Source organism: Lawsonibacter asaccharolyticus, from assembly GCF_022453915.1.
Classification (GTDB): Bacteria; Bacillota; Clostridia; order Oscillospirales; family Oscillospiraceae; genus Lawsonibacter; species Lawsonibacter asaccharolyticus.
The window spans coordinates 1,602,124-1,625,789 of the sequence record NZ_CP091870.1 but is presented as its reverse complement, the minus strand read 5'-3'; the positions used below and the strand labels follow the sequence as shown (position 1 = coordinate 1,625,789).

Below are 23,666 nucleotides of genomic sequence, written 5' to 3'. Positions count from 1 at the left end.
TGAAATCCCGGCCTGTGTATGGTATAATCCTACCATACATATTGGCGGGGCCATGCTCCGCCCTATGACAGCATATTAGGGAGGAAGATTCCGATGAAGCACATCCAGACTCTGAACGGAGCCACTTTGAAGAACAGCGCAGCCCACGGCGGCTGCGGCGAGTGCCAGACCTCTTGCCAGTCCGCCTGCAAGACTTCCTGCACGGTCGCCAATCAGAAGTGCGAGAACGACAACAAGTAAGGACAACATCCTGACCGGAAAGGGGCGGGCGTCAGCCTGCCCTTTTTTCGCGGCTGGAATCGGCCGCAATCTTTGCAAATTCGGAGGAATATCATTATGGTACACACATTTTCCGCGCTGGGCCGGAACTTGGCGGTGGATGTGAACAGCGGGGCGGTCCATGTGCTGGACAAGCTGTGCTGTGACCTGCTTTCTCTGGTGGAGGGCCCCATGGGAGATGCCTGTCCCCAGGATCTGAAGGACCGCCTCTCTCAGTACGACGCCAGGGAACTGGACGAGGCCTGGACGGAGCTGCTGGAGCTCCAGCGGGCGGGGCTGCTCTTCTCAGATGACGACTACATCGACCCGGCTGCCGCCATGGCCCTGCCCAAGGCGGCGGTGGTGAAGGCACTGTGTCTGCATGTCTCCCACGACTGCAACCTGCGCTGCCGCTACTGCTTTGCCTCTACTGGCGACTTCGGTACCGGACACCGCATGACCATGGACTTTGATACCGCCAAGCGGGCCATCGACTGGGTGGTGGAGAAGTCGGGCAAGCGGCGGAACATTGAGGTGGACTTTTTCGGCGGGGAACCGCTGATGGCGCTGGACACCGTCAAGCGGACGGTAGAGTACGCCCGCTCCCTGGAGGAAAAGCACGACAAGTGTTTCCGCTTTACGATCACAACTAACGGTGTCCTGCTGGACCAGGACACCATCGACTACATCAACCGGGAGATGTCTAACGTGGTGCTCTCCCTGGACGGCCGGCGGGAGGTCAACGACCACATGCGCCCCACTGTCAACGGGAAGGGGAGCTATGACGTGATCGTCCCCAAGTTCCAGCAGCTGGTCTCTCAGCGGGGGACCAAGGACTACTATGTGCGGGGCACCTTCACCCGGGAGAACCTGGACTTTGCCGACGACGTGGAGCACCTGGCTTCCCTGGGCTTCCGCCATGTTTCGGTGGAACCGGCCAGCGGACCGCTGGACGACCCCTTCGCCATCAAGGAGGGAGACCTGCCCGCAGTGGAGGCAGAATACGAGAAGCTGGCCCGGCAGCTGCAGGGGAGGAAGGACGTGAACTTCTTCCACTTCAATGTGGATCTGGCTCAGGGGCCCTGCGTCATCAAGCGGCTGCGGGGCTGCGGGGCGGGCTGTGAGTATGTGGCCATCACTCCTGATGGGGACATCTATCCCTGTCACCAGTTTGTGGGCAGGGAGGAGTACCGGATGGGCAATGTCCGCTCCGGGGACTTCGATATGGACATCTCCGGGAAGTTCGCGGAGCTGAACATCTACACCCGGGAGGACTGCCGGAACTGTTGGGCCCGCTTCTATTGCAGCGGCGGCTGCTCCGCCTCCAACCTGCTTGTCAACGGCGACATAAAAAAGCCCAATGCGGTAGCCTGCGAAATGGAGCGTAAGCGGCTGGAGTGCGCCATCGCCCTGCGTGCCATTGCGGCCGGGATGGGAGAGACGGAGAATACAGAATGTAATAATACGGACTGTAGTCTGTGCGGCTCCTGCGCGGAATAGCAGGAAACACAACATCTGCGGTGCCTGACGGTACAAAATCACTATATTTAGAAAGAAGGCGGGCCAGCAGACACTGGCCCGCCTTCTTTGGTCAACAAAGTTTACATAATCATGTTGACATAAAGTATTGACGGAAATGACGAATTTTCACAAATCCTTCAAAACCCCTTGCGGAAACGGGCGCCGAGCGGTATATTAAGGATAAATTCAGATTCGGTAGGGGGATCCAAGGGTTCCCCGCTTCTATTTTTTTATCCCGCCTCATAGGCTGACACTGAGGTGAGCGCCATGGGGAGACAGGGAAAGATCATGCTGGATGTGCCGTCTGGGACGTTGGCCGCGATGGCGGTGCTGGGTATGGCGTTCCTGCTGGGGGGCGGCGCGGGCTGCCTGCTGGGCGGCATGGTGAATGGTGCGGGCGGCAGCGCCCTGTCCGACTATCTCCAGACCTATCTGACGCTGGCCCAGGACGGGACTGAGGGAGCCCCGGGCTTTTGGGCGGTGCTGTGGGAGCAGATGCGTTTTCCCCTGGCGGCCCTGCTGATGGGATTCACGGCGTTGGGGGTGATCGGACTGCCAGTGCTGTTTGCCGTGCGGGGCTTTTTATTTTCCTTTTCCGTGGCCTGCTTCTGCCGCTTGTTCGGCGGGGCGGGGCTGATCCCGGCGCTGTTCTTGTTCGGGCTGCCGGCGCTGCTGTGGGCGCCAGCCCTCTTCGTGCTGGGGGCCCAGGGGATGCTGGGGGCCTACGGCCTGCTGCGGCGGGTGACGGGGGACAGCCGCTATCCCCTCAGCTATGACACTGCCTACGGGGTCCGCTGCGCGCTGTGCGGCGGGGCAGTCATGCTGTGTGTGATCTTGGAGCTGAGCATCGTTCCGGTGCTGGTGGGGGCTTCGGCCCGCTTTGTGCTGTGACTTGCGGGAGGGCCCGCAATCTGGAATCAGGGAGTTTTGTGTGTGTCGAATCTGTTGGAGGACTATGAGAGCTATCTGACAACTGAAAAGAAGGCCTCGGCCAACACGGTGAGCTCCTATCTGCGGGACGTGCATCAGTTTGCCCAGGAGATGGAGGAACGGGACGTCCCGCTCGACGAGGTGCTGCCCCGGGACGTGGAGGACTATATCCGGGGCCTGACCCGGCGGGGCAAATCCGCTGCCACGGTGACCCGGTCCGTGGCATCCATCAAGTCCTTCTACAACTGCCTGCTGTCAAGGGGACTGGTGGAGAGCAACCCAGCCCGAAACGTGACTGCGGCGAAGGTGGAGCGCAAGCTGCCCCAGATCCTCACCAGCCGGGAGGTGGAGCTCTTTCTGGAGCAGCCAGACTGCAGCGACCTGAAGGGGTACCGGGACCGGGCCATGCTGGAGCTGCTCTACGCCACGGGTATCCGGGTGTCGGAGCTGATCGAGCTGGACGTGGACGACCTGAACCTCTACGCCGGGGTGCTTCACTGTGCCAGCAAGGGGAAGGAGCGGGTCATCCCCCTTTACCCCGCCGCCATCCGGGCGCTGGAGGAGTATCTGCGCAACGTCCGCCCGCAGCTCATCAACGAGCCGGACGAGACGGCGCTGTTCGTCAACATGAGCGGGGACCGGATGAGCCGCCAGGGCTTCTGGAAGCTGATCAAATACTACCAGGAGAAGGCCGGCATCCAGAAAGACATCACGCCCCACACCCTGCGCCACTCCTTCGCCGCCCACCTGCTGGAGAACGGGGCGGACCTGCGCTCCATCCAGGAGATGATGGGGCACGCGGACATCTCCTCCACTCAGATCTACTCCCGGATGCTGAACCACAAGCTGAAGGACGTCTATCAGAAGGCCCACCCCAGAGCATGAGCCAGGCCGGATGCAGTTCGTCCTGGTTTTTGCTTGACAGGGCGGCTCCGCTGTGCTACACTGCATGGGAATCTAGAAGAAATGGAGGCGGGAAAATGCGCAATGCCGCTTGCTGAACCGCATGATGGAAGAGAGAGGGGCCTGAAAAGCCCCGGTTCTGTCATGCCTGAGCAAGAGGGTGTTGTCTTCCCGCTCCGGCTGTTCGTATGGAGCTGCCCCAGGGGGGCGGCTGTGGATCGTCTGCCAAAGCCGTGAGAAGGTGCGCCTTCTTGCGGCTTTTTTCATATGCCCCGCCGGCGGCGGGGCGGAAAGGGAGGCAGAACAGTGTCTTTGATCCGAATCGAACATTTGTATTTTACCTATGATGGCGGCAGCGAGCCGGTCTTTGAGGACCTGGACCTACAGCTGGACACAGACTGGAAGCTGGGGCTGGTGGGCCGAAACGGCAGGGGGAAGACCACCCTGCTGCGCCTTCTGGAGGGCGGGCTGGAGTACCGGGGGCAGATCCGCACGGGGGGCCTGGCCTGCCGCCGGTTCCCCTGCGCCGTCCGGGAGACGGAGGTCCCGGTGTCCCAGGTGCTGCGGGATATCTCACCGGAGGCAGAGGAGTGGCAGCGGGTCCGGGAGCTGTCCCTGCTGGGGCTGGATGAGGAGGTGCTGGAGCGCACCTTCTCCACCCTGAGCGGAGGGGAGCAGACCCGGGTGCTCCTGTCCGCCCTGTTTCTGGACGAGGGGAGCTGGCCCATGCTGGACGAGCCCACCGACCACCTGGACGAGGAGGGGCGGGAGCTGCTTGCCCAATATCTCAGCCACAGCCGCCGGGGCTTCCTGCTTGTCTCCCACGACCGGGCGTTTCTGGACCGGTGCGTGGACCATGTGCTGGCCCTGAACCGGACGGGGCCGGAGCTGGTGAAGGGAAATTTCTCCGTGTGGTACCAGGAGAAGCAGGACCGGGACCGGCGGGAGCAGGCCCAGAACCAGCAGCTGAAGGGGGAGATCCGCCGACTGGAGCAGGCGGCCCGCCGGACCTCTGCCTGGTCCGACCAGGTGGAAAAGACCAAATACGCCAGTAAAAATTCCGGACTGCGCCCCGACCGGGGCTATGTGGGCCACAAGTCGGCCAAGATGATGAAGAGGGCCAAGAGCCTGGAGAGCCGGCAGGAGTCTGCCATCCAGGAGAAGGCGGCTCTGCTCCACGACGTGGAGCGGGCCGAGCCCCTGAAGCTGGCCCCCCGGGCGTTCCACAGTGCCCGCCTGCTGGAGCTGGACCGCGTCTCCATCGACTACGGAGACGGGCCTGTGTGCGGCGAGGTCAGCTTCTCCCTGAGCCAGGGGGAGCGGCTGTGCCTGGAGGGGAGGAATGGGAGCGGCAAGACCAGCCTGCTCCGGCTGATCCTGGGGGAGGAAGTGCCCCACACGGGGACCGTGCGGCGGGCCTCTGGCCTGGAGATCTCCTATGTCTCCCAAGAGGTGGACCATCTGCAGGGAGCCCTTCGGGACTTCCCGGCGGAGGAGGGGATAGACGCCACCCAGTTTATGACCATCCTGCGCAAACTGGACTTCCCCAGGGCGGCCTTTGAGGGAGAAATGGGTGCGTACAGCGCGGGCCAGAAGAAGAAGGTCCTGCTGGCGGCCAGCCTGTGCCGTAGCGCCCACCTGTATGTCTGGGATGAGCCGCTGAATTTTGTGGACCTGTTCTCCCGTATCCAGATGGAGGAGCTGCTGCTGGAGTACCGGCCCACCCTGCTGTTTGTGGAGCACGACGAGGCGTTCCGGGAGCGGGTGGCCACCCGGCGGGTGTCCCTGCCTGAGCGCGGGCTGGAAAAAACAGACAAAGATATGAAATAAGATTTGCAGTTTTTCCATCCCCTGCACGTATAGAGGCAGGAGAAGACTTGGCAGCCACGGGAGAGGGGGGAGTCAGGGCAAAAGGCAGGAATGGGTGTGGAAAGACTGTTGCCTCAGATGCTGATGTCCATAGCCGCCATCCTGGTTGGGATCCTGCTGGTCCTCATGGGGCTGCTGCGCATAGGGAGGTCAATCAAGTTCCACCATCACCATCGGATTTTCCTCCAGCGTTGTCGTGACCATCGACAGAGGCCAGCTGGAGAAATTCTTCCGCCGATCCGGCTGGGCCCGGTGGCCGATATCTGCATAACAGAGGGGCTCCCCGGCAGTGCCGGGGAGCCCTGACGATGTGGGAAAGTGGGCGGTCCAGAGCGCAGTTAGCGGGAGGCCCGGGGGCAGGCGGTGCCGGTGCCTGACTCCGCAGAGGCTGGAGCGGCCGCCTGGACATAGACGGCGTCGTCCCTGGGGTCCAGCACGGCCAGTGCAGACAGGGCCTCATCGTCGGCCCTGGTGAGGGACAGGACCAGACGGTTGTTCTCCTCGTCCAGGGCGCAGGAGGACAGCACCGCCTTCACTGAGGGCTGGGCACAGATCTGCTCCTGGAGCTTGGTGAGGGAGGCGAGGGAGTAGCGGGCCCTGGCAAAGGACACCCCGCCCCCGGCCCAGTCCCGGACCTGACTGCGCAGGGCCTGTGTGTCGCAGCCCTGGACCAGCAGGACCACCACATCTCCCGCGCTGTCCAGATAGCCGCCGCCGTACCAGTCCGGGTAGGTGCCGTTGCCGTATTCCCGTTGGATCTCCCGAGTCAGGCGCTCCAGGAGCAGGGCGCCCTCTCCTGTGTCGGCATCGGAAGAGGTCTCTCCCTCCGCACTGGGCAGCTGCTGGGCAGGGTAGCCGCCGTCTTGGGCGGAGGCGGGAAGCCGGCTGAGGTCGTACGGCTCCCCCTCCTCTGCGGGGAGGGTGTCCGGTCCAAGTCCGCTCTCGCTGATGATGAGGCCGGGGCGGGGGGCTGCCTCCTGGGTACTGGCGTCCTGTTCCTGCCCCGCCGCTTCCTCCACCGTCACATAGCTGTGGAGGGGCGGAAAGAGGAGGGCGTGTCCCAGCGGCAGGGCGGCCGCCAGAAGGAGGCAGGCGGCCAGCACCCAGTACCGGCACCGGTGGACGGGGCGGCGGACAGGCCAGGAGAGCCCCTCCTCCAGCGCGGCCCGGGCCGCCGGGCTGGGGATGAGCTGTTCCTTCATCTGAGAAAAGATGGGGTCATTCATGAAAATAGTCTCCTTTCAGCAGCTCCCGCAGGTGCTCCCGCCCCCGGGACAGGCGCATCCGCACCGCGCCTGGGCGGAGGGAGAGGAGCCGCGCGATCTCCTGGGTGGACAGTTCTTCAAAGTAGAACAGGTAGAGGGGGACCCTCAGCCCGTCTGGCAGAGAGGAGAGGGCGGACCAGAGCCCGGTCTGTTCCGGGGTCTGGAACTGCACCGGCGCATCCGCACGCTCCGAGAGGGGGACCACACGCCTCCGCCAGGGGGAGGCGGTCACCCGGCGGCTGAAATTGAGAGTAGTGCGCAGGAGCCAGGCCCTGCGGTGCTCCTCCTCCCGGAAATGTTTGCCGCACTGGAAATAGGCCAGAAATACCTCCTGAAACACATCGTCCGCATCCGCCCGGCTGCCGGTCCGAGCCAGTGCGAAGCCGTACACCATTTTTTCGTACCGCTCCAGGATGGAGGCGAATCCCTCCTCCGGGCTCAGCGGTTGCTCTGCCATATCACGACCTCCCTTCGCATAATACTCCATTTTGCAGGGGGAAATGTCACGGTGGAAGCAGACTTTTTTCTCCAGAGCCCCCATCCCATTTTCCGTTGTACCATACACCCGCCGGGAAAGCAAGGGAGTGCCTCTTCCCATGCCTCCCGACAGCCGCCCAGTGTGCCGCGGTATCGAAAGAGACAGGGAAAGTGAAAACAGTCTTTCCATTTGGAGAAAAACATGATACACTTACTTCGTATGTATGGAAGCGGGAGGGGCCCATGATCGTTTTAGGCATCGACCCGGGCGTGGCCACCATCGGATTCGGGGTGGTGCGTGCGGAGCGTCAGAAAAACACGCTGGTCCAATACGGCGTCATCACCACCCCACCGGGCATCCCCCTGTCCAGCCGCCTGCTCCAGATCTCTGACGACATGGAAGAGCTCATTCGCACCTTCCACCCGGACGAGATGGCGGTGGAGGAGCTGTTCTTCACCAAAAACATCACCACCGGCATCGCGGTGGCCCACGGCCGGGGGGTCATCCTCCTCTCGGCGGAGCGGCTGGGGGTCCCCGTCTTTGAGTACACCCCCATGCAGGTGAAGCAGGCTGTGGCGGGCTACGGCGGGGCCGACAAGCGGCAGGTCATGCTGATGACCCAGCGCCTGCTGAACATGAAGCAGGTTCCCCGGCCCGACGACGCCGCCGATGCCCTGGCCCTGGCCATCTGCCACGGCCGTGCCGCCACCAGCCTCCTGAACACCGAACGGGTCTTTGACCCCATGAAATACGACACACGATGAAAGAACAGCGGATCAGGAGATAGGACCAGGGGGACTTGACTCCCGGAAAGGATGGGACCCATGCCTGTCATCGTAAAGCAGCCCGCCCCAGACCTGCCCTACAGTCTCCACGACGCCTATATTCTGGAGGTGCGGCTGGAGGGGGATACCCTGCGGCTGGTCACCCAGTACGGCTATGTGGAGACAACAGAGCCCTTCGACCAGGTGCAGGGGGATGTGGAGATCACTGGGGTAGACTGGGACAGCTCCCACGCCTATGTAATGGAGTACCGCGGCGTCCTCTGCGGAAACCGAGGGCCCTTTACCGGCCGGAAAATGGCGGTGGAGGATTTTTTGAAGACATACCCTCAGGGGACGCTGGACATTATGGACGAGACCTACGGGTACCGCCAGGTGAAGCTGGACGGCTTTCTCAACCTGACCGGCCGCTGCCTGGAGTTTCGGCTGGAGCTCTATTATAGCGGAGAATTCCGATACCTGCTCAAGGAGCCGGCGCCTGGAGCGGCTGTCTGAACTGTGTCCGGCGGAGCTGGATACCGCATCCATATCTCATAACTCCTATCTGATCTAATGTGAGGTCCTATCTTATGTTTTATTATCTCAGTGGAACCGTGACCCATATCGAGCCCTATCTGGCTGTCATCGACTGCGGCGGAGTGGGCTATGCCTGCCGCACCACCAGCTATACCCTGTCCGCCCTGAAGAAGGGGGATAAGGGAAAACTCTTTACACATCTCAACGTGCGGGAGGATGCCATGGAGCTCTACGGCTTCGCCACCCAGGAGGAGCTGAACCTGTTCCAGCAGCTCATTTCTGTCTCCGGCGTGGGCCCCAAGGCCGCCCTGTCCATCCTGTCGGCCAGCACCCCGGCCAACCTTGCTCTGTCTATCATTACCGGGGATGAGAAGGCCCTCACCTGCGCCCAGGGCATCGGCAAGAAGATCGCCCAGCGGGTCATCCTGGAGCTGAAAGATAAGCTGGCCAAGGGCCAGACCATCAACGGGGCGGGGGAGACCTATGGAGGCACCGGGGTCACCGTCATCCCGGAGAACAAGCTGTCTGAGGCCTCCGCCGCCTTGGCGGTGCTGGGTTACTCCCAGGGGGAGATCAACCTGGCGCTCAAGGGGATCGACTTGGACGCCCTTACCCTGGAAGAGGTCATTAAGCAGGCGCTGAAGAAGATGATGAAGGGGTAAAGTTCCGACTGGAGGTGCAGGGAAATGGCCAAGTTTGAATGTGTGTTTCCAAGCGGCTATTCCTTTAACGATATCCTGCAGTATTTCCATACCCATCTCACCAAAAACCACGGGGAATGCACGGGGAGCAGCGACTATTCCTCTGAACGTGCCCGGGTTGCCGTCCGGGTGTATGAGCGATACAGTCTGATGGGGGACAACTATCTAAGCCTGACGCTCACCCTGGTCAATGACGGCGGGGATACCTTCGCATCCGCTATCTCCGCTGCCGGGCGTGGGGGCGGTCTGGGGATCTCCATTCACTGGGGTGAGGACAAATTTTTGGAGATTTTTTCCGACGGCGCAAACATGTTCCAGGGGATGAGGGTCCTGGAGAAAGGCTGAAGGGTGCCGGGACGCGGCGGCCAAATATGAAAAACACTTCCGCGGCGATTTTAGACAGGTTTTGACCCTGATCGACCGGGCAGTGATGGACGGCGGCTCCTCTGCCGCGCTGGAGACCGCAGTGGCATGAGCTGCGGCGAGGCCCGCCCCGTGGGCGGCCGGGACAGGAGGGGACGATGAAGAAGCTGGAGCGGAACATACCGGGAGTCTACGACTTTGATGAGGTGCTGGACTATCTGCACCGGGGGATCATGGACATGCGGACCAATGTGGTGTGGAACCTGATCCAAATGCAGGATACGGTGACCCTGGCGGGCCAGTGGGACGGCCGGCGGGATGGCGTCCGCTGCGCCTTCCGGGTGTATGAGAAATATATTTATACTCATTCAAGAGGTTACCGCCTTACCCTGACCATGATGCTGGCGGGCCGGGACGGCAGGCTGTTTTTGTCCGTTGTCCCAGGCGCGTCCCACCAGTATGCTGATATAGCCGGAGTGGATGAGACGATGGACTGGATCAGGACACTGGCGGACCAGCTCACCGGCTGAGTCCGCCGAAGGAGGAGACACGATGGCAACGCTGGAGCGTGAGTTTTCCGCCCGCTGGGGCGTGGACGAGGTCTTCCACTATTTCCGGGACGGGATCCTGGCGGGGAGCCAGTCTGTTACCGACGGGGGAGGGAGTGTCTATGAGACAGAGGGGGCGCGCTTTATTGTCCGGGTGTTTGAGCGGTTCAGCCTGACAGACTGGGATCTGGTCTCGCTGAGCCTGCTGCTGGCCGACCTGGGGGACGGCAGGATCCGGCTCACAGGGATCACCGCCGGCTGCGGCGGGCTGGAGAAGCTATGGACCTATGGCGAGGAGGCCTTTTTGAAGAAGCTGACGAAGCTGGCAGACGGGTTCGATGCCGCCCACCCACAACAGTAGGGGAGAGGGCGCCCTCTGCTGGCGGCCGCTGGCACCTTGCTAGAGGTCATCAGCGCTGAGCCGCCTAAGATCTTTTTCGACGGCTTCGGCATGGAGCTCCCGGAGGGGGCCTATCGGGAATATCCCAAATGCGACCTGCTGTACGACCTGCCCTGACCGGCGGGGCGCGTGCGGCCGGGATCGGACCAATGAACAGGAAGTGGACCTATGGCCATTGATTTTTCCAATACAGAATTTGAAGCGGAGGGGCTGGAGGAGCCCCTGGTGACCACCTCCCTCACCCGGGAGGACGAGGGAGAGTACTCCCTGCGGCCCAAGACCCTGCGGGAGTACATCGGCCAGGAGAAGGCCAAGGGCAACCTGGAGGTGTTCATTCAGGCGGCCAAGATGCGCCATGAGCCCCTGGACCATGTGCTGCTCCACGGCCCCCCTGGACTGGGCAAGACCACCCTCAGCGGCATCATCGCCAATGAGATGGGGGTGAACGTGCGCATCACCTCCGGCCCCGCCATCGAGAAGGCGGGGGACCTGGCCGCCCTGCTTACCAACCTGAACGAGAACGACATCCTCTTTGTAGACGAGATCCACCGCCTGAACCGGGCGGTGGAGGAGGTGCTCTACCCTGCCATGGAGGACTACGCCATCGACATCATCATCGGCAAGGGGCCCTCAGCCAACTCCATCCGCCTGGACCTGCCCAGGTTCACCCTCATCGGGGCCACTACCCGGGCCGGACAGCTGTCCGCCCCCCTGCGGGACCGATTCGGTGTGACGCTGCGGCTGGAGCTTTACAGTCCGGAGGAGCTGGCCCTGATCGTCACCCGTTCCGCCGGCATCCTGGAGGTGCCCATCGAGCCGGAGGGAGCCATGGAGATCGCACGCCGCTCCCGGGGGACGCCCCGCATCGCCAACCGGATGCTCCGCCGGGTGCGGGACTTCGCCCAAGTGCGGGCTGGGGGCGTCATCACCCGGAACGTGGCAGACCAGGCCCTTACCGCCCTGGAGATCGACCATCTGGGGCTGGACGCCATCGATCACCGGATGCTTCGCAGCATTATGGAAAACTACCGGGGCGGCCCGGTGGGGCTGGAGACCCTGGCCGCCACCATCAACGAGGAGGCGGTCACCCTGGAGGACGTGTATGAGCCCTACCTGATGCAGCTGGGCTTCCTCACCAGGACCCCCCGGGGCCGCTGCGTCACTCCCAAGGCCTATCAGCACCTGGGGCTGCCGATGCCCGGGGGCGCGGGCGGCGGCGGACTGGACCAGCTGAGCTTCTAAATCGGAAAGGGGAGAGGACCATGGGCTTTTGGCTTTTCTGCACCGCCTCGTCCCTGCTGATCCCGCTGGTGATGCTGTTTTTTGGCCGGCGTTTTTTGACAAAGCCGCCCAAGAGCATCAACTCCCTCTACGGTTACCGCACCGCACGATCCATGAAAAATCAGCAGACCTGGGACTTTGCCCACCGGGTGTGCGGGAAGCTCTGGTCTCGGGCGGGGGCTGTCATGCTTCCTCTGAGCCTGCTGGCTATGCTGCCTGCCTTGGGGCGGGGCACAGAGGAGACCGGGATGTGGTGTATTCCGGTGACAGGGGTGCAGCTGGCAGTGCTTGTGGGCAGCATGTTCCCTGTGGAGCGGGCATTGAAGGAAAACTTTGATCAATTCGGAAGAAAGAGGTAATCATATATGGGTAAACTATTCGGAACTGACGGCATCCGGGGCGTGGTCAACGCCGGTCTGGACGCGGACCTGGCCTATAAGGTGGGCCTGGCGGCGGCGGAGGTGCTGGCCAAGGGCAAGCAGCCGGGGGAGAAGCCCCTGGTCACCATCGGCAAGGATACCCGCATCTCCGGCGACCTGCTGAAGGGCTCCCTCATCGCGGGGCTGTGCACCGCGGGGGCCGACGTGCTGGACCTGGGCACCCTGCCCACCCCCGGCGTGGCCTGGGTGACGGTGGACGAGGGGGCGGATGCGGGCATCGTCATCTCCGCCAGTCACAACCCCTTCGAGCACAATGGCATCAAGATCTTCAACGGCCAGGGCTTCAAGCTGTCCGACGAGCTGGAGGAGAAGATCGAGGAGATCGTCCTCTTCGGCCACAACGACGTGCCCCGAAAGACCCACGGGGAGATCGGCAAAGTGAGTTATGTGGCCCCCAAAGCGTCAGAGGACTACATCGACCACCTGGAGTCCACCATCGACTCCACCCTGGGCGGCCTGCGCATCCTGGTGGACTGTGCCAATGGTGCCGCCTCCGCCACCGCCGCCCGCCTGTTCGACCGCTTCTCCAAGCTGCGCACCGACGTCATCAACGCCGACCCGGACGGGGTCAACATCAACGAAAAGTGCGGTTCCACCCACATGGACGCCTTGGCCGCCATGGTAAGGGCTGGGGGCTATGACATCGGTATCGCCTTTGACGGCGACGCAGACCGCTGCCTGGCAGTGGATGAGCGGGGGGAGCTGATCGACGGCGACCAGATCATGGCGGCATGCGGTCTGGACATGAAGCGGAAGGGGAAGCTGCCAGGAAACGCGGTGGTGGCCACCGTCATGTCCAATCTGGGGCTGCATCTGTTCGCCAAAGAGCACGGGATGGACCTGGAGTGCACCTCCGTGGGCGACCGCAACGTGCTGGAGCGTATGCTGGAGAAGGGCTATGCCATTGGAGGAGAGCAGTCGGGACACATGATCTTCCTAGAGCACGCCACCACCGGAGACGGGCAGCTCACCGCCCTCCAGGTGCTCGCTCTGCTGAAGGAGAGCGGGAAACGGGCCTCTGAGGTGTTCGGGATCTGCCAGCGGTATCCCCAGGTGCTCATCAACATCCCGGTCGCCGATAACGACAGGAAAAAGGCCGTTATGGCCAGCCAGGCCCTGGCCGATGCCGTGGCTGCGGAGGAGGAGAAGCTGGCCGGCGAGGGCCGGGTGCTGGTGCGCCCCTCGGGCACTGAGGCCCTGATGCGGGTCATGGTGGAGGCCAGGGATCAGGATACGGCCCAGGCGGCGGCGCAGCGGCTGGCGGACCAGATCGCCGCCCTGTGACAGAAAACTGGAAGGTGTGGAAGTTCGTGACAAGGGGCAGTTTTCCTGCTCTGTGAGACTTTCACAAATCGATTCAAAATTTTTCTTGACAAATCCGTCGGTTTTGTTTATTATGTATAGGAGCCATAGTATATGGATTTGGTGCAGTCCCAAACACAGTCTTACTCGGATGAATCGCTCTGCCGTCTGGCCGCCTCCGGCGACCCGCTGGCAGAGACCGAGCTGGTCGGCCGCTATACACGTCTGGTGCGAGTGTGTGCCCGCCCGCTTTTTCTGGCAGGCGGCGACAGCGAGGATCTGATCCAGGAGGGGATGCTAGGACTGCTGGCCGCCATCCGCGGCTTCCAGAGCGGCAAGGAGACCTCCTTCCGCACCTATGCGGAGATTTGTGTCCGCAGCAGGCTCTATGCCGCCGTCCGGGCGGCGCAGCGGGATAAACACTTTCCCCTGAACCATAGCGTCTCATTCGAAACCCCTCTTTTTGACGGAACCAGCGCACACCTGTTCTCCAGCGAAGAGAGCCCGGAAGATGTTGTCATCGGCAGGGAAGAACTGAGAGAGCGCCTAGACGCTCTGAAGGGACAATTATCCGGTTTCGAGGCAGAAATCCTATCCTACTATCTGGGCGGTCTCTCCTGCGCCGAGATCGCCAGCCAGGTCGGGCGCTCCACTAAGTCAGTGGACAACGCCGTTCAGCGGATCAGGCGAAAGGTGGCGCGGCAACTTTCTTCCGGCGATCTCAGCAAGAGCTGATCGCAAATATTACACCACCCATGAAAAATGGGGAACGAGTCAAAGAGAGGGAAAACCATGTACGAAGACAAGATCCTGGTATGCAAAGAGTGCGGCAATGAGTTCACCTTTACCGCCGGTGAGCAGGAGTTCTACGCGGAGCGCGGCTTCCAGAACGAGCCCCAGCGCTGCAAGGCCTGCCGTGACGCCCGCAAGAACGCGGCCCGTGGCCCCCGTGAGTACTTCACTGCCACCTGCGCTGCCTGTGGCGGCGAGGCTCGGGTCCCCTTTGAGCCCAAGTCTGACCGTCCTGTTTACTGCAGCGAGTGCTTCGCCAAGATGCGCGAGCAGCAGGGCTGATTTCATCCAGGAAAAAAGGGTGCCCACCGGGCACCCTTTTTCTCTTTTCCACCCTTTCTCAGATGTTGAGGAGCGGGAAGGAGGTCCCGGGGCTGAGAAGATAGGGGGGGCCGTCCTCTTTCTCAGGGAAAGAGACCACATCTGGAGAAAGCAGAAAACATAAAATTCTCCATTGCAAAAATCCTGTCGATAGGATATACTATTCTTATTCCAAAGAAAACGGAGGAATTCTGCTATGACCATCACCAAGGACACCATTATCGGTGATATCCTCAACATTGCGCCTCAGACCGCCCCCCTCTTTATGGGGATCGGCATGCACTGCCTGGGCTGCCCTGCCTCCCGCGGGGAGACCGTGGAGCAGGCCTGCATGGTCCACGGGGTGGACGTGGATGATCTGCTCCAGCAGGTCAACGCCATGATCGCCGCCGAAAACTGAGCTGCTGAAAAAGCGGGGCGGAGCAATCCGCCCCGCTTTTTTATTCATTAAACAACAGGGGAGGAAACAGCGTTGAAATATACGGTTTTGATGGGGAGCCCCCGGAAGAACGGCAATACCGCCGCTCTGCTGCGGGCATTTATGGAGGAGAACCGGGACATGGGGATCGAGCAGGATATGATCTGGCTCTATGACCGGACCATTTTGCCCTGCCTGTCCTGCAAGCAGTGCCAGAGCACGCCCTGGGGGACCTTCGGCTGTCCCCAGGAGGACGACATGCAGGCCATCTTTGATTCCGTCCAGACCAGTGAAGTACTTATCCTTGCAAGCCCTATCTATTCCTGGTACTGCACTCCGCCTATGAAGGCGGTGATGGACCGGCTGATCTATGCACCCAACAAGTATTATGGGCCAGAGGGCCGTCAGCCCGCCCTTTGGAAGCTGAAGCAGGTGGCTGCTATCGCCAGCTGCGGCTATCACCCCGACCGGGGCGCGGACCTGTGGGACGAGGGGCTGAAGCGCTGGTGCAAGCACGGGGAGATGGACTATCTCGGCATGCTGTGCCGCCGGGACTTCGGGCCCCAGGAGCCCTTTATGAATGAAGAGCGGGATGAGGCAGCCCGGGACTTTGCCCACGCCCTTTACCTGACGGTCAGCCTGTCCCTGTGACTATGGAGAAGCGGGCGGAGCTGAGCCCCCGGCTCCAGGGGGTGGCGGAGATGATCCCGGAGGGGGCCCGGCTGGCTGATGTGGGGACGGATCACGCCTATCTTCCGGCATGGCTGCTCCAGAACGGACGCATCCCCAGCGCCATCGCCTCAGATGTGCGGGAGGGGCCCCTCTCCAGGGCCCGGGCCACCGCCCGGGCCTGCGGCTGCTTTGAGCGGATGTCCTTCCGCCTGTGCGACGGCCTCTCTGGGATCGCTCCGGAGGAGGTGGACGCTCTGGTCATCGCCGGGATGGGTGGGGAGACTATCACTAATATCTTGGAAGCGGCGCCGTGGATAAAGGAAAAAGACTTTCCAATTATTCTCCAACCCATGAGCACTCAGGCGGAGCTGCGGGGCTGGCTGTGGCGCAATGGATTTCTATGCCTACGGGAGAAAACGGCTTTGGAAGGGGAAACCCTTTACAGTATAATTTTGGTGAGACAGGGAGGCGCGGTCCCCATGACGCCCGCCGAGGAGTGGGCGGGGCGCCAGTACCCGGGGATGGAGGACCCGCTCCGGGGCTTGCTGCTGGACCACTTGCTGGGGCGGGTGAGGCGCGCACTGGATGGGATGGCCCGCTCCCGGGCGCCGGCGGAGGCGCGCCGCAGGGAGCTGGAGCAGGTCCTGGAGGGCCTGATGGAGATGCGGAAGGAGTGGGATGCATGGCAGCAGCGATAATAGACGTCTACCGGGCTCTGGACCAGTGGGCCCCCTTCGACACCCAGATGGACTTTGACAATGCGGGCTTCCTGGTGGGCCGGGGAGAGCGGGAGGTCCGGAGGGTCCTGGTGTCTCTGGACATCACGGAGGCGGTGGCGGCGGAGGCCGGCCGCTGGGGGGCGGAGCTGATCGTCTCCCACCACCCGGTGATTTTTCATCCGGTGAAGGCCCTCACCGACCAGACCAGCACCGGGCGGACCCTGCTCCTGCTGGCGGAACAGGGTATCGGGGCGGTGTGCGCCCACACCAATCTGGACGCCGCCCAGGGGGGCGTCAATGACTGTCTGGCCCGGGCCCTGGAGCTGGACGGTGTGGAACTGCTCTGCCGGGACGGGACTGACGGACAGGGGCGGCCCTACGGCATCGGCCGGGTTGGGACGGCCCCTCAGGCCGGCTGTTCCGCCGCTGAATTTGCCGCCTTTATCAAGGAAAAGCTCTCCGCCTGCAGCATCCGTTTCGTGGAGACGGGCCGGCCGGTGCGCCGGGTGGCGGTGGGGGGCGGCGCCTGCGCCTCCATGCTCTCCGACGCCCTGGCGGCGGGGTGTGACACTTTCGTCACTGCCGACGTGAAGTACGACCAATACCTGGAAGCAAAGGCCCTGGGCATCAATCTGATGGACGCGGGCCATTTTGCCACAGAGGATGTAGTGTGCCCAGCGCTGGTGCAGTTCCTCTCCCGGCACTTCCCGAAGGTGGAGGTCCGGCGGACGGAGAGCCACCGGGAGGCTTATGATTCGGTGTGAGAAAGGCGAAAAACAGGGAAATTCTACTTGCATTTTGAAAAATACTGTGGTATAATCCTTTGGTCTGATAACGGGCGGTCCTCTGCGGCGCCCCAGCGACAGCGGGGCAGACGGCCGGCAAGAACGCCTATATAAACAGGAGGAATCATTATGGATCTCATGCAGGCTTTTACTCAGAAGCACCTGAAGGCTGAGCCCCCCGTCGTAGAGGTGGGCGACACCGTGCGGGTGCACATCAAGGTCAAGGAAGGCAACCGCGAGCGTATCCAGGTCTTTGAGGGCACCGTCATCGCCAAGAAGCACGGCGGTCTGGAGGAGACCTTCACCGTCCGCCGCGTGTCCTACGGCGTCGGTGTGGAGAAGGTGTTCCCCGTCCACGCTCCCTCCATTGAGAAGATCGAGACCGTCCGCCACGGTAAGGTCCGCCGCGCCAAGCTGTACTACCTGCGCGACCGCGTGGGCAAGTCCGCCAAGATCAAGGAAGCCCTGTAATCCAACATAAAAAGGGAGCGGTACTGGTACCGCTCCCTTTTTATACCATGGCGGCGGGGAGAGCGGAGCACGCCCTCCGCCGTAGGGAAGGAGAAGACGAGAGTTGAATATTCAGTGGTATCCGGGACATATGACCAAGACCCGACGGCAGATCGAGGCGGACCTGAAGCATGTGGACATCGTGGCGGAGATCATCGACGCCCGCATCCCCATCTCCAGCCGGAACCCGGACATCGATGCCATCTGCGCCGATAAGCCCCGGCTGATCGTGCTGAACCGGGCAGATCAGGCCGACCCGGCCCAGAACCGGGCCTGGGGCGAGTATTTCCGGAAAAAAGGATATGCGGTGCTGGAGACTGATGCCAAGACCGGCCGGGGTGTAAACCAGTTCTCCTCTGTGACCCAGGAAGTGCTGAAGGAGCAGATCTCAAAATGGCGGGAGAAGGGCCAGGTAGGCCGTCCGGTGCGGGCCATGGTGGTGGGAGTCCCCAACGTGGGAAAGTCCACCTTTATCAATAAGGTGGCCCGGAAGAAGTCGGCTAAGGCGGGGGACCGCCCCGGCGTTACCCGGGGCAAGCAGTGGGTCAACGTGGACAGTGCCCTGGATCTGCTGGACACACCGGGCATCCTGTGGCCGAAATTTGAGGACCCGCACACTGGCATGGTACTTGCCTTTACAGGCGCTGTCAAAGACGAAATCATGGATGTGGAGACCCTGGGCTGTCATCTGATGGCCTATCTTGGGGAGCACTATCCCCAGGTCCTGACCCAGAGTTACAAGCTGCCGGAAGTTCCTGCCCGCCAGGAGGAGGAAAACGACATCGCCTACGGCTACCGGCTGCTGGAGGCCGGCGCGGCAAAGCGGGGGATGCGCATCTCCGGCGGCGAGTTGGACACGGAGCGGATGGCTCGGGTCCTGCTGGATGAATACAGGGCCGGGAAGCTGGGACGCTTTACACTAGAGACACCAGAAGGAACGTCTATATGAGCAGCCTGGAGAAAAGGAAGGAAGGCATGGGACCGGGAGAGTATGAACAGAAAGCAGTGGAGGCCGGCTTTGTCCGGGTCTGCGGCTGTGACGAGGCGGGGGCCGGACCTCTGGCCGGACCGGTGTACGCCGCGGCGGTGATCCTGGCCCAGGGCGCGGACATCCCCGGCCTGAATGACTCCAAGAAGCTGACAGAAAAAAAACGGGAGGCGCTCTTTCCACTCATCCAACAGAGTGCGCTGGCCTGGTCGGTAGCCCGGGTGGAGGCTGAGGAGATCGACCGGACCGATATCCTCAGCGCGCGGATCAGGGCCATGCAGCTGGCCATAGAAGGGCTCTCCCTCCGCCCGGATTTTGCCCTGATCGACGGAAACCGGGACCACGGGCGCTCTGCCGCCATTACCGTTCCCCACTGGTGCGTGGTGAAAGGGGACAGCATCTCGCCCTCCATCGCCGCCGCCTCCATTCTGGCCAAGGTGAGCCGGGACCGCTTCATGCTGGAGATGGCGGAGCGCTATCCACAATACGGGTTCGAGCGGCACAAGGGGTACGGGACCCGACTGCACTATGAGATGCTGCGCCGGTACGGCCCCAGTCCCATCCACCGCCGCACCTTTTTAAAAGATCTGTGAGCGGGGGAGAGAGCAGGCTGCTGGGCCGGTGGGGAGAGGCTCTGGCGGCGGAGGAGCTGCGCCGGCGCGGGTGCCGCCTGGTGGAGGCCGGCTGGCGCTGCCGGTTTGGCGAGGTGGACCTGATCGCGGAGGAGGGGCCTTTCCTCTGCTTTGTAGAGGTCAAGCTGCGGAAGGACGGACGGGTGGCCCAGGCGCGGGAGTTCGTGGACCGGAGGAAGCAGGAGAAGCTGCGGACCACGGCCCAGCTCTATCTGGCGGAGCATCCCACGCAGCTCCAGCCCAGGTTCGACGTGGTGGAGATCTACGCGCCCCAGGGGCTGGCGACCAGGGCCCCGGAGATCTATGTCATCCCTGACGCTTTTTGACGTCCCCCTGCCCCAATCCGGAAAATGGGCGGGGCCCGGGGGGAGAAAATCGGGGAGAAGGGGAGACTGCCCCTCTTTTTTGCGACAAACGCTTGACCGGAGAGAAAAGAACTGGCATAATAAAGTATTAGATTGAATAGCGGGGCGAGGCGGCCCTGTGGTCTTGATGATCGAGATTTGACTGGATAAAGGACTGAGAGAAATGCAGTACATCAGCACACGAGATAAGAACACCACATATCTGGCATCTCAGGCCATCGCCCAAGGGCTGGCCCCGGACGGCGGCCTGATGACCCCGGCGTATCTGCCCAAGCTGCCGGGCAAGTCCCTGTCTGACCTGAAGGAGATGTCCTATCAGCAGCGGGCGGTCTATATCATGAAGCTGTTTCTGGACGAGTTCTCCGTCAAGGAGCTGACGGAGTTCGCTGCGGCGGCCTACGGGCCGGAAAAATTCGACACTCCCGCCGTGGCCCCGGTCCGCGCCCTGGATGACGGAACCTTCTGCTTGGAGCTGTGGCACGGCCCCACCTGTGCTTTCAAGGACATGGCCCTTCAGATGCTGCCCCATCTGCTCACAGCCTCTCTGGTGAAGACGGAGGAGGAGAAGACGGTGTGCATCCTGGTGGCTACCTCCGGGGACACTGGGAAGGGGGCGCTGGAGGGCTTCCGGGATGTGGACCGCACCCGCATCCTGGTCTTCTACCCCAAGGACGGAGTCTCCGCCATCCAGGAGCTTCAGATGGTCACCCAGGAGGGGAAGAATGTGGGCGTCTGCTCGGTCTTCGGCAACTTTGACGATGCCCAGACCGGAGTCAAGAAGCTCTTTTCCGACGAGGCGCTCCGCCAGGAGCTGGCCCGCCGGGGGTACTTCCTCTCCTCCGCCAACTCCATCAACTGGGGCCGGGTGCTGCCCCAGATCGTTTATTATATCTCCGCCTACTGCGACCTGCTGCGGGACGAGAAGATCCAGCCAGACCAGGCGGTGAACGTCTGCGTCCCCACAGGAAACTTCGGCAACATCCTGGCCGCCTACTACGCCAGGGAGATGGGGGTCCCGATCGACAGGCTGATCTGCGCCTCCAACAGCAACAATGTGCTCACTGACTTCATCCGCACCGGCCGCTATGACCGCAACCGCGCCTTCCACAACACCATCTCTCCCTCTATGGACATCCTGATCTCCAGCAACCTGGAGCGGCTCCTGCTGGCGCTGACCCAGGATGACGAGCAGGTGAAGGACTACATGGCCCAGCTGTCCGCCACCGGGACCTATCAGGTCAGCGACCGGGTGAGGGAGAAGCTGCAGAAGCGGTTCGCTGGCTATTTCTGCGACGACGCGGAGACCAAGGCCGTGATCGGCCGCATCTATCAGAAGTACGACTACCTCATCGACCCCCACACCGCCGTGGCCTTCGACGCCCTGGAGCAGTACCGGAGCGAGACGGGGGACCAGACCCCCTGCATCGTGGTCTCCACCGCCAGTCCCTTCAAGTTCTGCGACAGCGTCCTCAGCGCCCTGGGCGAGGAGGAGAAGCAGAACGGGCTGGAGCTGCTGGACGAGCTGAGCGAAAAGACCGGGATGCCCGCCCCCAAGCCGCTGTCATCCCTCCGGGACAAGGAGATCCGCTTCACACAGACCGTGGAAAAGGACCACATGGTGGACGCGGTGCTGGGGATGCTGGAGTAAGCGATGGCCCTGTACGCCATTGGAGATACCCACCTGTCCCTCAGCTCCGACAAGCCCATGGATGTCTTCGGCGGGGGATGGACGGGATATGTGGAGAAGCTGCGGGAGGGACTGTCCGTGCTGGAGCCCGGGGACACCGTGGTGCTCTGCGGGGATCTGTCCTGGGGCATGAGCCTGGAGGAGGCGAGGCGGGACTTTGCTTTCCTCAGTTCCTTCCCAGGGCGGAAGCTGCTTTTGAAGGGGAACCATGACTACTGGTGGACCACCGCAGCCAAAATGGACCGCTTTTTCCAGGAAAATGGGTTTTCTTCCTTTCAACTGCTCCACAACAACAGCCATCTCTATGGAGACATCGCCCTGTGCGGCACCCGGGGCTGGTTCTACGAGGAGGAACGAGGCGGGCACAGTGCCAAGATCTTCAACCGGGAGCTGATCCGGCTGGAGGCATCACTGAAGGCGGCGGGGGAGCGGGAGAAATACTGCTTCCTGCACTATCCGCCCCTGTATCAGGGGTACCGGTGCCAGGAGATCCTGGATCTGCTCCATCGGTACGGCGTGACCCGCTGCTTTTACGGGCACCTCCACGGGGGGAGCCACCGCCTGGCAGCGGTGGGAGAGCAGGACGGCATCCAGTTCCGGCTGGTCTCCGCGGATTATCTGCGGTTTCAACCAGAAAAAATCTGCGATTGAGCGGAAAAATCAAAAATATCTCTGGTCAAACAGAGCCACATCTGTTAGAATATCCAGGCGAAAGTAAAAAGGCGGGCTGTTCCCAACAGGGGACCAGGAGCCTACAGGAGGAAAAGGAAACATGAAGGTCACCAACGTGGAAAAGAAAGAAAAGAGCACCGTGGAGCTGACCATCCAGGTGGAAGCTCAGGAGTTTGAAGACGCCGTTCAGAAGGCTTATCTGAAGAACCGCGCCCATATCAGTGTGCCCGGCTTTCGGAAGGGCAAGGCCCCCCGCAAGATCATTGAGGGGATGTACGGCTCCGGCGTGTTTTATGAGGATGCCATCAATATCGTCTACCCCGGCGCCTATGAGGAAGCTGTGAAGGAGCAGGGCCTGGACGATGTAGGTTACCCCCAGACAGAGGTAGTGGAGGTCGGCAAGGAGGGCTTTACTTTCAAGGCCCTGGTCTCCGTCCGTCCCGAGGTGAAGCTGGGCCAGTACAAGGGCCTCACCGCCCCCAAGGCTGAGCCGGCCGTCACTGACGAGGACATTGAGAACGAGCTCAAGCCCTACATCACCCGCGCCACCCGCCTGGTCAGCGTGGACCGGGAAGCCCAGAACGGGGACACCGCCGTCATCGACTTTGAGGGCTTTGACAACGGCGTGGCCTTCGAAGGCGGTAAGGGAGAAAATTACAGCCTGGAGCTGGGCTCCGGTTCCTTTGTCCCCGGCTTCGAGGAGCAGATCGTGGGATTGAAAGCCGGCGACGAGAAGGAGCTGAACATCACCTTCCCCGAGGACTATGTGCCTGACCTGGCCGGAAAGGCCGTGATCTTCAAGGTGAAGGTCAAGGAGGTCAAGGAGCACCAGGCCCCCGTGGTGGACGACGAGTTTGCCAAGGACGTGTCCGAGTTCGAGACGCTGGAGGAGTTCAAGAAGAGCCTGGGCGACAAGCTGCTGGACAGCAAAACCAAGTCCGCCCAGCAGGAGTATGAGAACGCTGTTATCGAGCAGCTGGTGGGCAACATGGAGGCTGACATCCCCGATGCCATGGTGGAGGTTCAGCTGGACAAGCTGATGGAGGACTTCTCCATGCGCCTGTCCAACCAGGGCATGAAGATGGAGGACTACCTGGCGATGATGGGCGCCACCCCCGAGTCCATGCGCGCCTCTGCCCGCCCCACCGCTCAGCGTCAGGTGGAGGTGGACCTGGCTCTCACCGCTGTGGCCGACGCCGAGAGCATCACCATCTCCGACGAGGAGCTGGAGGAAGAGCTGAAGAAGATCGCCGGGGAGTACAAGCTGGAGCTGGATGAGGTGAAGAGAGCCATCCCCGTGGAGGATATGAAGCGGGATCTGCGCCTGAGAAAGGCCTCTGAGCTGGTGATGGCCGAGGCCAAGGTGGGGGAGGCCCCCAAGAAGGAAGAGGCCGAGGAGAAGCCCAAGAAGACTACCCGCAAGAAGAAGGCTGAGAGCGCCGAGGGCGAGGAGGCCGCCGCCGAGGAGAAGCCCAAGAAGACCACCCGCAAGAAGAAGGCCGAGGAGGCTGAGGAGCCCAAGGCGGAGTAATTTCCAAGGTTTTTGTG

30 protein-coding genes are annotated in these 23,666 nt (G+C 62.1%); 28 read left to right on the top strand and 2 right to left on the bottom strand.

Annotated elements, in window-relative coordinates:
- The first annotated feature begins 93 nt into the window (after positions 1-93).
- The 6 genes from scfA (at position 94) to L9O85_RS07765 (ending at position 5,787) form a co-directional block, all read left to right on the top strand.
- Positions 94-240 carry a six-cysteine ranthipeptide SCIFF gene (gene scfA, locus L9O85_RS07790; protein WP_077138769.1) on the top strand — a complete coding sequence of 49 codons (147 nt, stop codon included), beginning with the start codon at positions 94-96 and terminating at the stop codon, positions 238-240.
- Between the two features lie 96 nt (positions 241-336).
- Positions 337-1,758 carry a thioether cross-link-forming SCIFF peptide maturase gene (gene scfB, locus L9O85_RS07785; protein ID WP_108981182.1) on the top strand — a complete coding sequence of 474 codons (1,422 nt, stop codon included), beginning with the start codon at positions 337-339 and terminating at the stop codon, positions 1,756-1,758.
- A gap of 288 nt (positions 1,759-2,046) precedes the next feature.
- On the top strand, positions 2,047-2,670 hold the full coding sequence (locus L9O85_RS07780) for a hypothetical protein (RefSeq protein WP_256181905.1): 624 nt from the start codon (positions 2,047-2,049) through the stop codon (positions 2,668-2,670).
- Positions 2,671-2,712: 42 nt separating this feature from the next.
- Positions 2,713-3,594, top strand: a complete 882-nt coding sequence (gene xerD / locus L9O85_RS07775; protein WP_050624883.1) for a site-specific tyrosine recombinase XerD — start codon at positions 2,713-2,715, stop codon at positions 3,592-3,594.
- Positions 3,595-3,918: 324 nt separating this feature from the next.
- The gene (gene abc-f, locus L9O85_RS07770; RefSeq protein ID WP_301578363.1) at positions 3,919-5,442 is read left to right on the top strand and encodes a ribosomal protection-like ABC-F family protein; all 1,524 of its coding nucleotides are present in this window, start codon (positions 3,919-3,921) and stop codon (positions 5,440-5,442) included.
- A 96-nt stretch (positions 5,443-5,538) separates the two neighbouring features.
- Positions 5,539-5,787 carry a hypothetical protein gene (locus tag L9O85_RS07765; protein ID WP_301578362.1) on the top strand — a complete coding sequence of 83 codons (249 nt, stop codon included), beginning with the start codon at positions 5,539-5,541 and terminating at the stop codon, positions 5,785-5,787.
- A 32-nt stretch (positions 5,788-5,819) separates the two neighbouring features.
- Here the strand turns inward: L9O85_RS07765 and L9O85_RS07760 are convergent, their stop codons facing one another.
- The gene (locus tag L9O85_RS07760; RefSeq protein ID WP_301578361.1) at positions 5,820-6,707 is read right to left on the bottom strand and encodes a hypothetical protein; all 888 of its coding nucleotides are present in this window, start codon (positions 6,705-6,707) and stop codon (positions 5,820-5,822) included.
- Positions 6,700-7,203 (bottom strand): RNA polymerase sigma factor, encoded by a 504-nt coding sequence (locus L9O85_RS07755; protein ID WP_157954752.1) that lies wholly within the window; start codon positions 7,201-7,203, stop codon positions 6,700-6,702. The genes L9O85_RS07760 and L9O85_RS07755 overlap by 8 nt, the downstream gene beginning before the upstream one ends.
- Positions 7,204-7,466: 263 nt before the next feature.
- Here L9O85_RS07755 and ruvC point away from each other — a divergent pair, with 263 nt between their 5' ends.
- The 22 genes from ruvC (at position 7,467) to tig (ending at position 23,649) form a co-directional block, all read left to right on the top strand.
- Complete coding sequence (ruvC, locus tag L9O85_RS07750; protein ID WP_050624878.1) at positions 7,467-7,988, top strand: crossover junction endodeoxyribonuclease RuvC; 522 nt, start codon at positions 7,467-7,469, stop codon at positions 7,986-7,988.
- A gap of 60 nt (positions 7,989-8,048) precedes the next feature.
- Complete coding sequence (locus L9O85_RS07745) at positions 8,049-8,501, top strand: hypothetical protein (protein WP_133248312.1); 453 nt, start codon at positions 8,049-8,051, stop codon at positions 8,499-8,501.
- 74 nt (positions 8,502-8,575) lie between these two features.
- The gene (gene ruvA, locus L9O85_RS07740; RefSeq protein ID WP_050624876.1) at positions 8,576-9,184 is read left to right on the top strand and encodes a Holliday junction branch migration protein RuvA; all 609 of its coding nucleotides are present in this window, start codon (positions 8,576-8,578) and stop codon (positions 9,182-9,184) included.
- Positions 9,185-9,208: 24 nt separating this feature from the next.
- Complete coding sequence (locus L9O85_RS07735) at positions 9,209-9,568, top strand: DUF6054 family protein (RefSeq protein ID WP_050624875.1); 360 nt, start codon at positions 9,209-9,211, stop codon at positions 9,566-9,568.
- Positions 9,569-9,744: 176 nt separating this feature from the next.
- Positions 9,745-10,116 (top strand): DUF6054 family protein, encoded by a 372-nt coding sequence (locus L9O85_RS07730; RefSeq protein ID WP_256181893.1) that lies wholly within the window; start codon positions 9,745-9,747, stop codon positions 10,114-10,116.
- 22 nt (positions 10,117-10,138) lie between these two features.
- Positions 10,139-10,495 carry a DUF6054 family protein gene (locus L9O85_RS07725; protein WP_301578360.1) on the top strand — a complete coding sequence of 119 codons (357 nt, stop codon included), beginning with the start codon at positions 10,139-10,141 and terminating at the stop codon, positions 10,493-10,495.
- Positions 10,496-10,702: 207 nt separating this feature from the next.
- Entirely contained in the window at positions 10,703-11,776 is a 1,074-nt protein-coding gene (gene ruvB / locus L9O85_RS07720) for a Holliday junction branch migration DNA helicase RuvB (RefSeq protein WP_108981191.1), read from the top strand.
- Positions 11,777-11,796: 20 nt separating this feature from the next.
- Positions 11,797-12,174 carry an SdpI family protein gene (locus tag L9O85_RS07715; RefSeq protein ID WP_050624871.1) on the top strand — a complete coding sequence of 126 codons (378 nt, stop codon included), beginning with the start codon at positions 11,797-11,799 and terminating at the stop codon, positions 12,172-12,174.
- Between the two features lie 6 nt (positions 12,175-12,180).
- Positions 12,181-13,539 carry a phosphoglucosamine mutase gene (glmM, locus tag L9O85_RS07710; protein WP_108981192.1) on the top strand — a complete coding sequence of 453 codons (1,359 nt, stop codon included), beginning with the start codon at positions 12,181-12,183 and terminating at the stop codon, positions 13,537-13,539.
- A 132-nt stretch (positions 13,540-13,671) separates the two neighbouring features.
- Positions 13,672-14,292: a sigma-70 family RNA polymerase sigma factor gene (locus L9O85_RS07705; RefSeq protein WP_108981193.1), complete on the top strand. Its 621-nt coding sequence runs from the start codon at positions 13,672-13,674 to the stop codon at positions 14,290-14,292.
- Positions 14,293-14,349: 57 nt separating this feature from the next.
- Positions 14,350-14,631: a zinc-ribbon domain containing protein gene (locus L9O85_RS07700; RefSeq protein WP_008980609.1), complete on the top strand. Its 282-nt coding sequence runs from the start codon at positions 14,350-14,352 to the stop codon at positions 14,629-14,631.
- A 235-nt stretch (positions 14,632-14,866) separates the two neighbouring features.
- On the top strand, positions 14,867-15,070 hold the full coding sequence (locus tag L9O85_RS07695) for a DUF1858 domain-containing protein (RefSeq protein ID WP_050624869.1): 204 nt from the start codon (positions 14,867-14,869) through the stop codon (positions 15,068-15,070).
- A 72-nt stretch (positions 15,071-15,142) separates the two neighbouring features.
- Positions 15,143-15,739 (top strand): flavodoxin family protein, encoded by a 597-nt coding sequence (locus tag L9O85_RS07690; RefSeq protein ID WP_050624868.1) that lies wholly within the window; start codon positions 15,143-15,145, stop codon positions 15,737-15,739.
- Positions 15,740-15,741: 2 nt separating this feature from the next.
- Entirely contained in the window at positions 15,742-16,458 is a 717-nt protein-coding gene (locus tag L9O85_RS07685; RefSeq protein WP_301580122.1) for a class I SAM-dependent methyltransferase, read from the top strand.
- Positions 16,443-17,243, top strand: coding sequence for a Nif3-like dinuclear metal center hexameric protein (locus L9O85_RS07680; protein ID WP_277117850.1), 801 nt, complete (start codon positions 16,443-16,445; stop codon positions 17,241-17,243). The genes L9O85_RS07685 and L9O85_RS07680 overlap by 16 nt, the downstream gene beginning before the upstream one ends.
- A gap of 150 nt (positions 17,244-17,393) precedes the next feature.
- Positions 17,394-17,735, top strand: coding sequence for a 50S ribosomal protein L19 (gene rplS / locus L9O85_RS07675; protein ID WP_050624865.1), 342 nt, complete (start codon positions 17,394-17,396; stop codon positions 17,733-17,735).
- A 103-nt stretch (positions 17,736-17,838) separates the two neighbouring features.
- Positions 17,839-18,723, top strand: coding sequence for a ribosome biogenesis GTPase YlqF (ylqF, locus tag L9O85_RS07670; RefSeq protein WP_050624864.1), 885 nt, complete (start codon positions 17,839-17,841; stop codon positions 18,721-18,723).
- A gap of 26 nt (positions 18,724-18,749) precedes the next feature.
- Positions 18,750-19,355, top strand: coding sequence for a ribonuclease HII (locus L9O85_RS07665; protein ID WP_050625490.1), 606 nt, complete (start codon positions 18,750-18,752; stop codon positions 19,353-19,355).
- Positions 19,352-19,720, top strand: a complete 369-nt coding sequence (locus tag L9O85_RS07660) for a YraN family protein (protein ID WP_050624863.1) — start codon at positions 19,352-19,354, stop codon at positions 19,718-19,720. The genes L9O85_RS07665 and L9O85_RS07660 overlap by 4 nt, the downstream gene beginning before the upstream one ends.
- A gap of 202 nt (positions 19,721-19,922) precedes the next feature.
- Positions 19,923-21,407: a threonine synthase gene (gene thrC, locus L9O85_RS07655; protein WP_108981196.1), complete on the top strand. Its 1,485-nt coding sequence runs from the start codon at positions 19,923-19,925 to the stop codon at positions 21,405-21,407.
- A gap of 3 nt (positions 21,408-21,410) precedes the next feature.
- A complete protein-coding gene (locus L9O85_RS07650) occupies positions 21,411-22,097 on the top strand; it encodes a metallophosphoesterase (protein WP_108981197.1) in 687 nt (228 codons plus the stop codon).
- A 121-nt stretch (positions 22,098-22,218) separates the two neighbouring features.
- Positions 22,219-23,649 (top strand): trigger factor, encoded by a 1,431-nt coding sequence (gene tig, locus L9O85_RS07645; protein ID WP_050624860.1) that lies wholly within the window; start codon positions 22,219-22,221, stop codon positions 23,647-23,649.
- Positions 23,650-23,666: the final 17 nt, after the last annotated feature.

Excerpts from the sequence above, each read along its gene's own strand:
- scfA (WP_077138769.1), top strand. The coding sequence starts at position 94 with ATGAAGCACATCCAGACTCTGAACGGAGCCACTTTGAAGAACAGCGCA.
- scfB (WP_108981182.1), top strand. The coding sequence starts at position 337 with ATGGTACACACATTTTCCGCGCTGGGCCGGAACTTGGCGGTGGATGTG.
- L9O85_RS07780 (WP_256181905.1), top strand. The coding sequence starts at position 2,047 with ATGGGGAGACAGGGAAAGATCATGCTGGATGTGCCGTCTGGGACGTTG.
- L9O85_RS07760 (WP_301578361.1), bottom strand. The coding sequence starts at position 6,707 with ATGAATGACCCCATCTTTTCTCAGATGAAGGAACAGCTCATCCCCAGC.
- L9O85_RS07755 (WP_157954752.1), bottom strand. The coding sequence starts at position 7,203 with ATGGCAGAGCAACCGCTGAGCCCGGAGGAGGGATTCGCCTCCATCCTG.
- ruvC (WP_050624878.1), top strand. The coding sequence starts at position 7,467 with ATGATCGTTTTAGGCATCGACCCGGGCGTGGCCACCATCGGATTCGGG.
- L9O85_RS07745 (WP_133248312.1), top strand. The coding sequence starts at position 8,049 with ATGCCTGTCATCGTAAAGCAGCCCGCCCCAGACCTGCCCTACAGTCTC.
- ruvA (WP_050624876.1), top strand. The coding sequence starts at position 8,576 with ATGTTTTATTATCTCAGTGGAACCGTGACCCATATCGAGCCCTATCTG.
- L9O85_RS07735 (WP_050624875.1), top strand. The coding sequence starts at position 9,209 with ATGGCCAAGTTTGAATGTGTGTTTCCAAGCGGCTATTCCTTTAACGAT.
- L9O85_RS07730 (WP_256181893.1), top strand. The coding sequence starts at position 9,745 with ATGAAGAAGCTGGAGCGGAACATACCGGGAGTCTACGACTTTGATGAG.
- L9O85_RS07725 (WP_301578360.1), top strand. The coding sequence starts at position 10,139 with ATGGCAACGCTGGAGCGTGAGTTTTCCGCCCGCTGGGGCGTGGACGAG.
- ruvB (WP_108981191.1), top strand. The coding sequence starts at position 10,703 with ATGGCCATTGATTTTTCCAATACAGAATTTGAAGCGGAGGGGCTGGAG.
- L9O85_RS07715 (WP_050624871.1), top strand. The coding sequence starts at position 11,797 with ATGGGCTTTTGGCTTTTCTGCACCGCCTCGTCCCTGCTGATCCCGCTG.
- glmM (WP_108981192.1), top strand. The coding sequence starts at position 12,181 with ATGGGTAAACTATTCGGAACTGACGGCATCCGGGGCGTGGTCAACGCC.
- L9O85_RS07705 (WP_108981193.1), top strand. The coding sequence starts at position 13,672 with ATGGATTTGGTGCAGTCCCAAACACAGTCTTACTCGGATGAATCGCTC.
- L9O85_RS07700 (WP_008980609.1), top strand. The coding sequence starts at position 14,350 with ATGTACGAAGACAAGATCCTGGTATGCAAAGAGTGCGGCAATGAGTTC.
- L9O85_RS07695 (WP_050624869.1), top strand. The coding sequence starts at position 14,867 with ATGACCATCACCAAGGACACCATTATCGGTGATATCCTCAACATTGCG.
- L9O85_RS07685 (WP_301580122.1), top strand. The coding sequence starts at position 15,742 with ATGGAGAAGCGGGCGGAGCTGAGCCCCCGGCTCCAGGGGGTGGCGGAG.
- L9O85_RS07680 (WP_277117850.1), top strand. The coding sequence starts at position 16,443 with ATGGCAGCAGCGATAATAGACGTCTACCGGGCTCTGGACCAGTGGGCC.
- rplS (WP_050624865.1), top strand. The coding sequence starts at position 17,394 with ATGGATCTCATGCAGGCTTTTACTCAGAAGCACCTGAAGGCTGAGCCC.
- L9O85_RS07665 (WP_050625490.1), top strand. The coding sequence starts at position 18,750 with ATGGGACCGGGAGAGTATGAACAGAAAGCAGTGGAGGCCGGCTTTGTC.
- thrC (WP_108981196.1), top strand. The coding sequence starts at position 19,923 with ATGCAGTACATCAGCACACGAGATAAGAACACCACATATCTGGCATCT.
- L9O85_RS07650 (WP_108981197.1), top strand. The coding sequence starts at position 21,411 with ATGGCCCTGTACGCCATTGGAGATACCCACCTGTCCCTCAGCTCCGAC.
- tig (WP_050624860.1), top strand. The coding sequence starts at position 22,219 with ATGAAGGTCACCAACGTGGAAAAGAAAGAAAAGAGCACCGTGGAGCTG.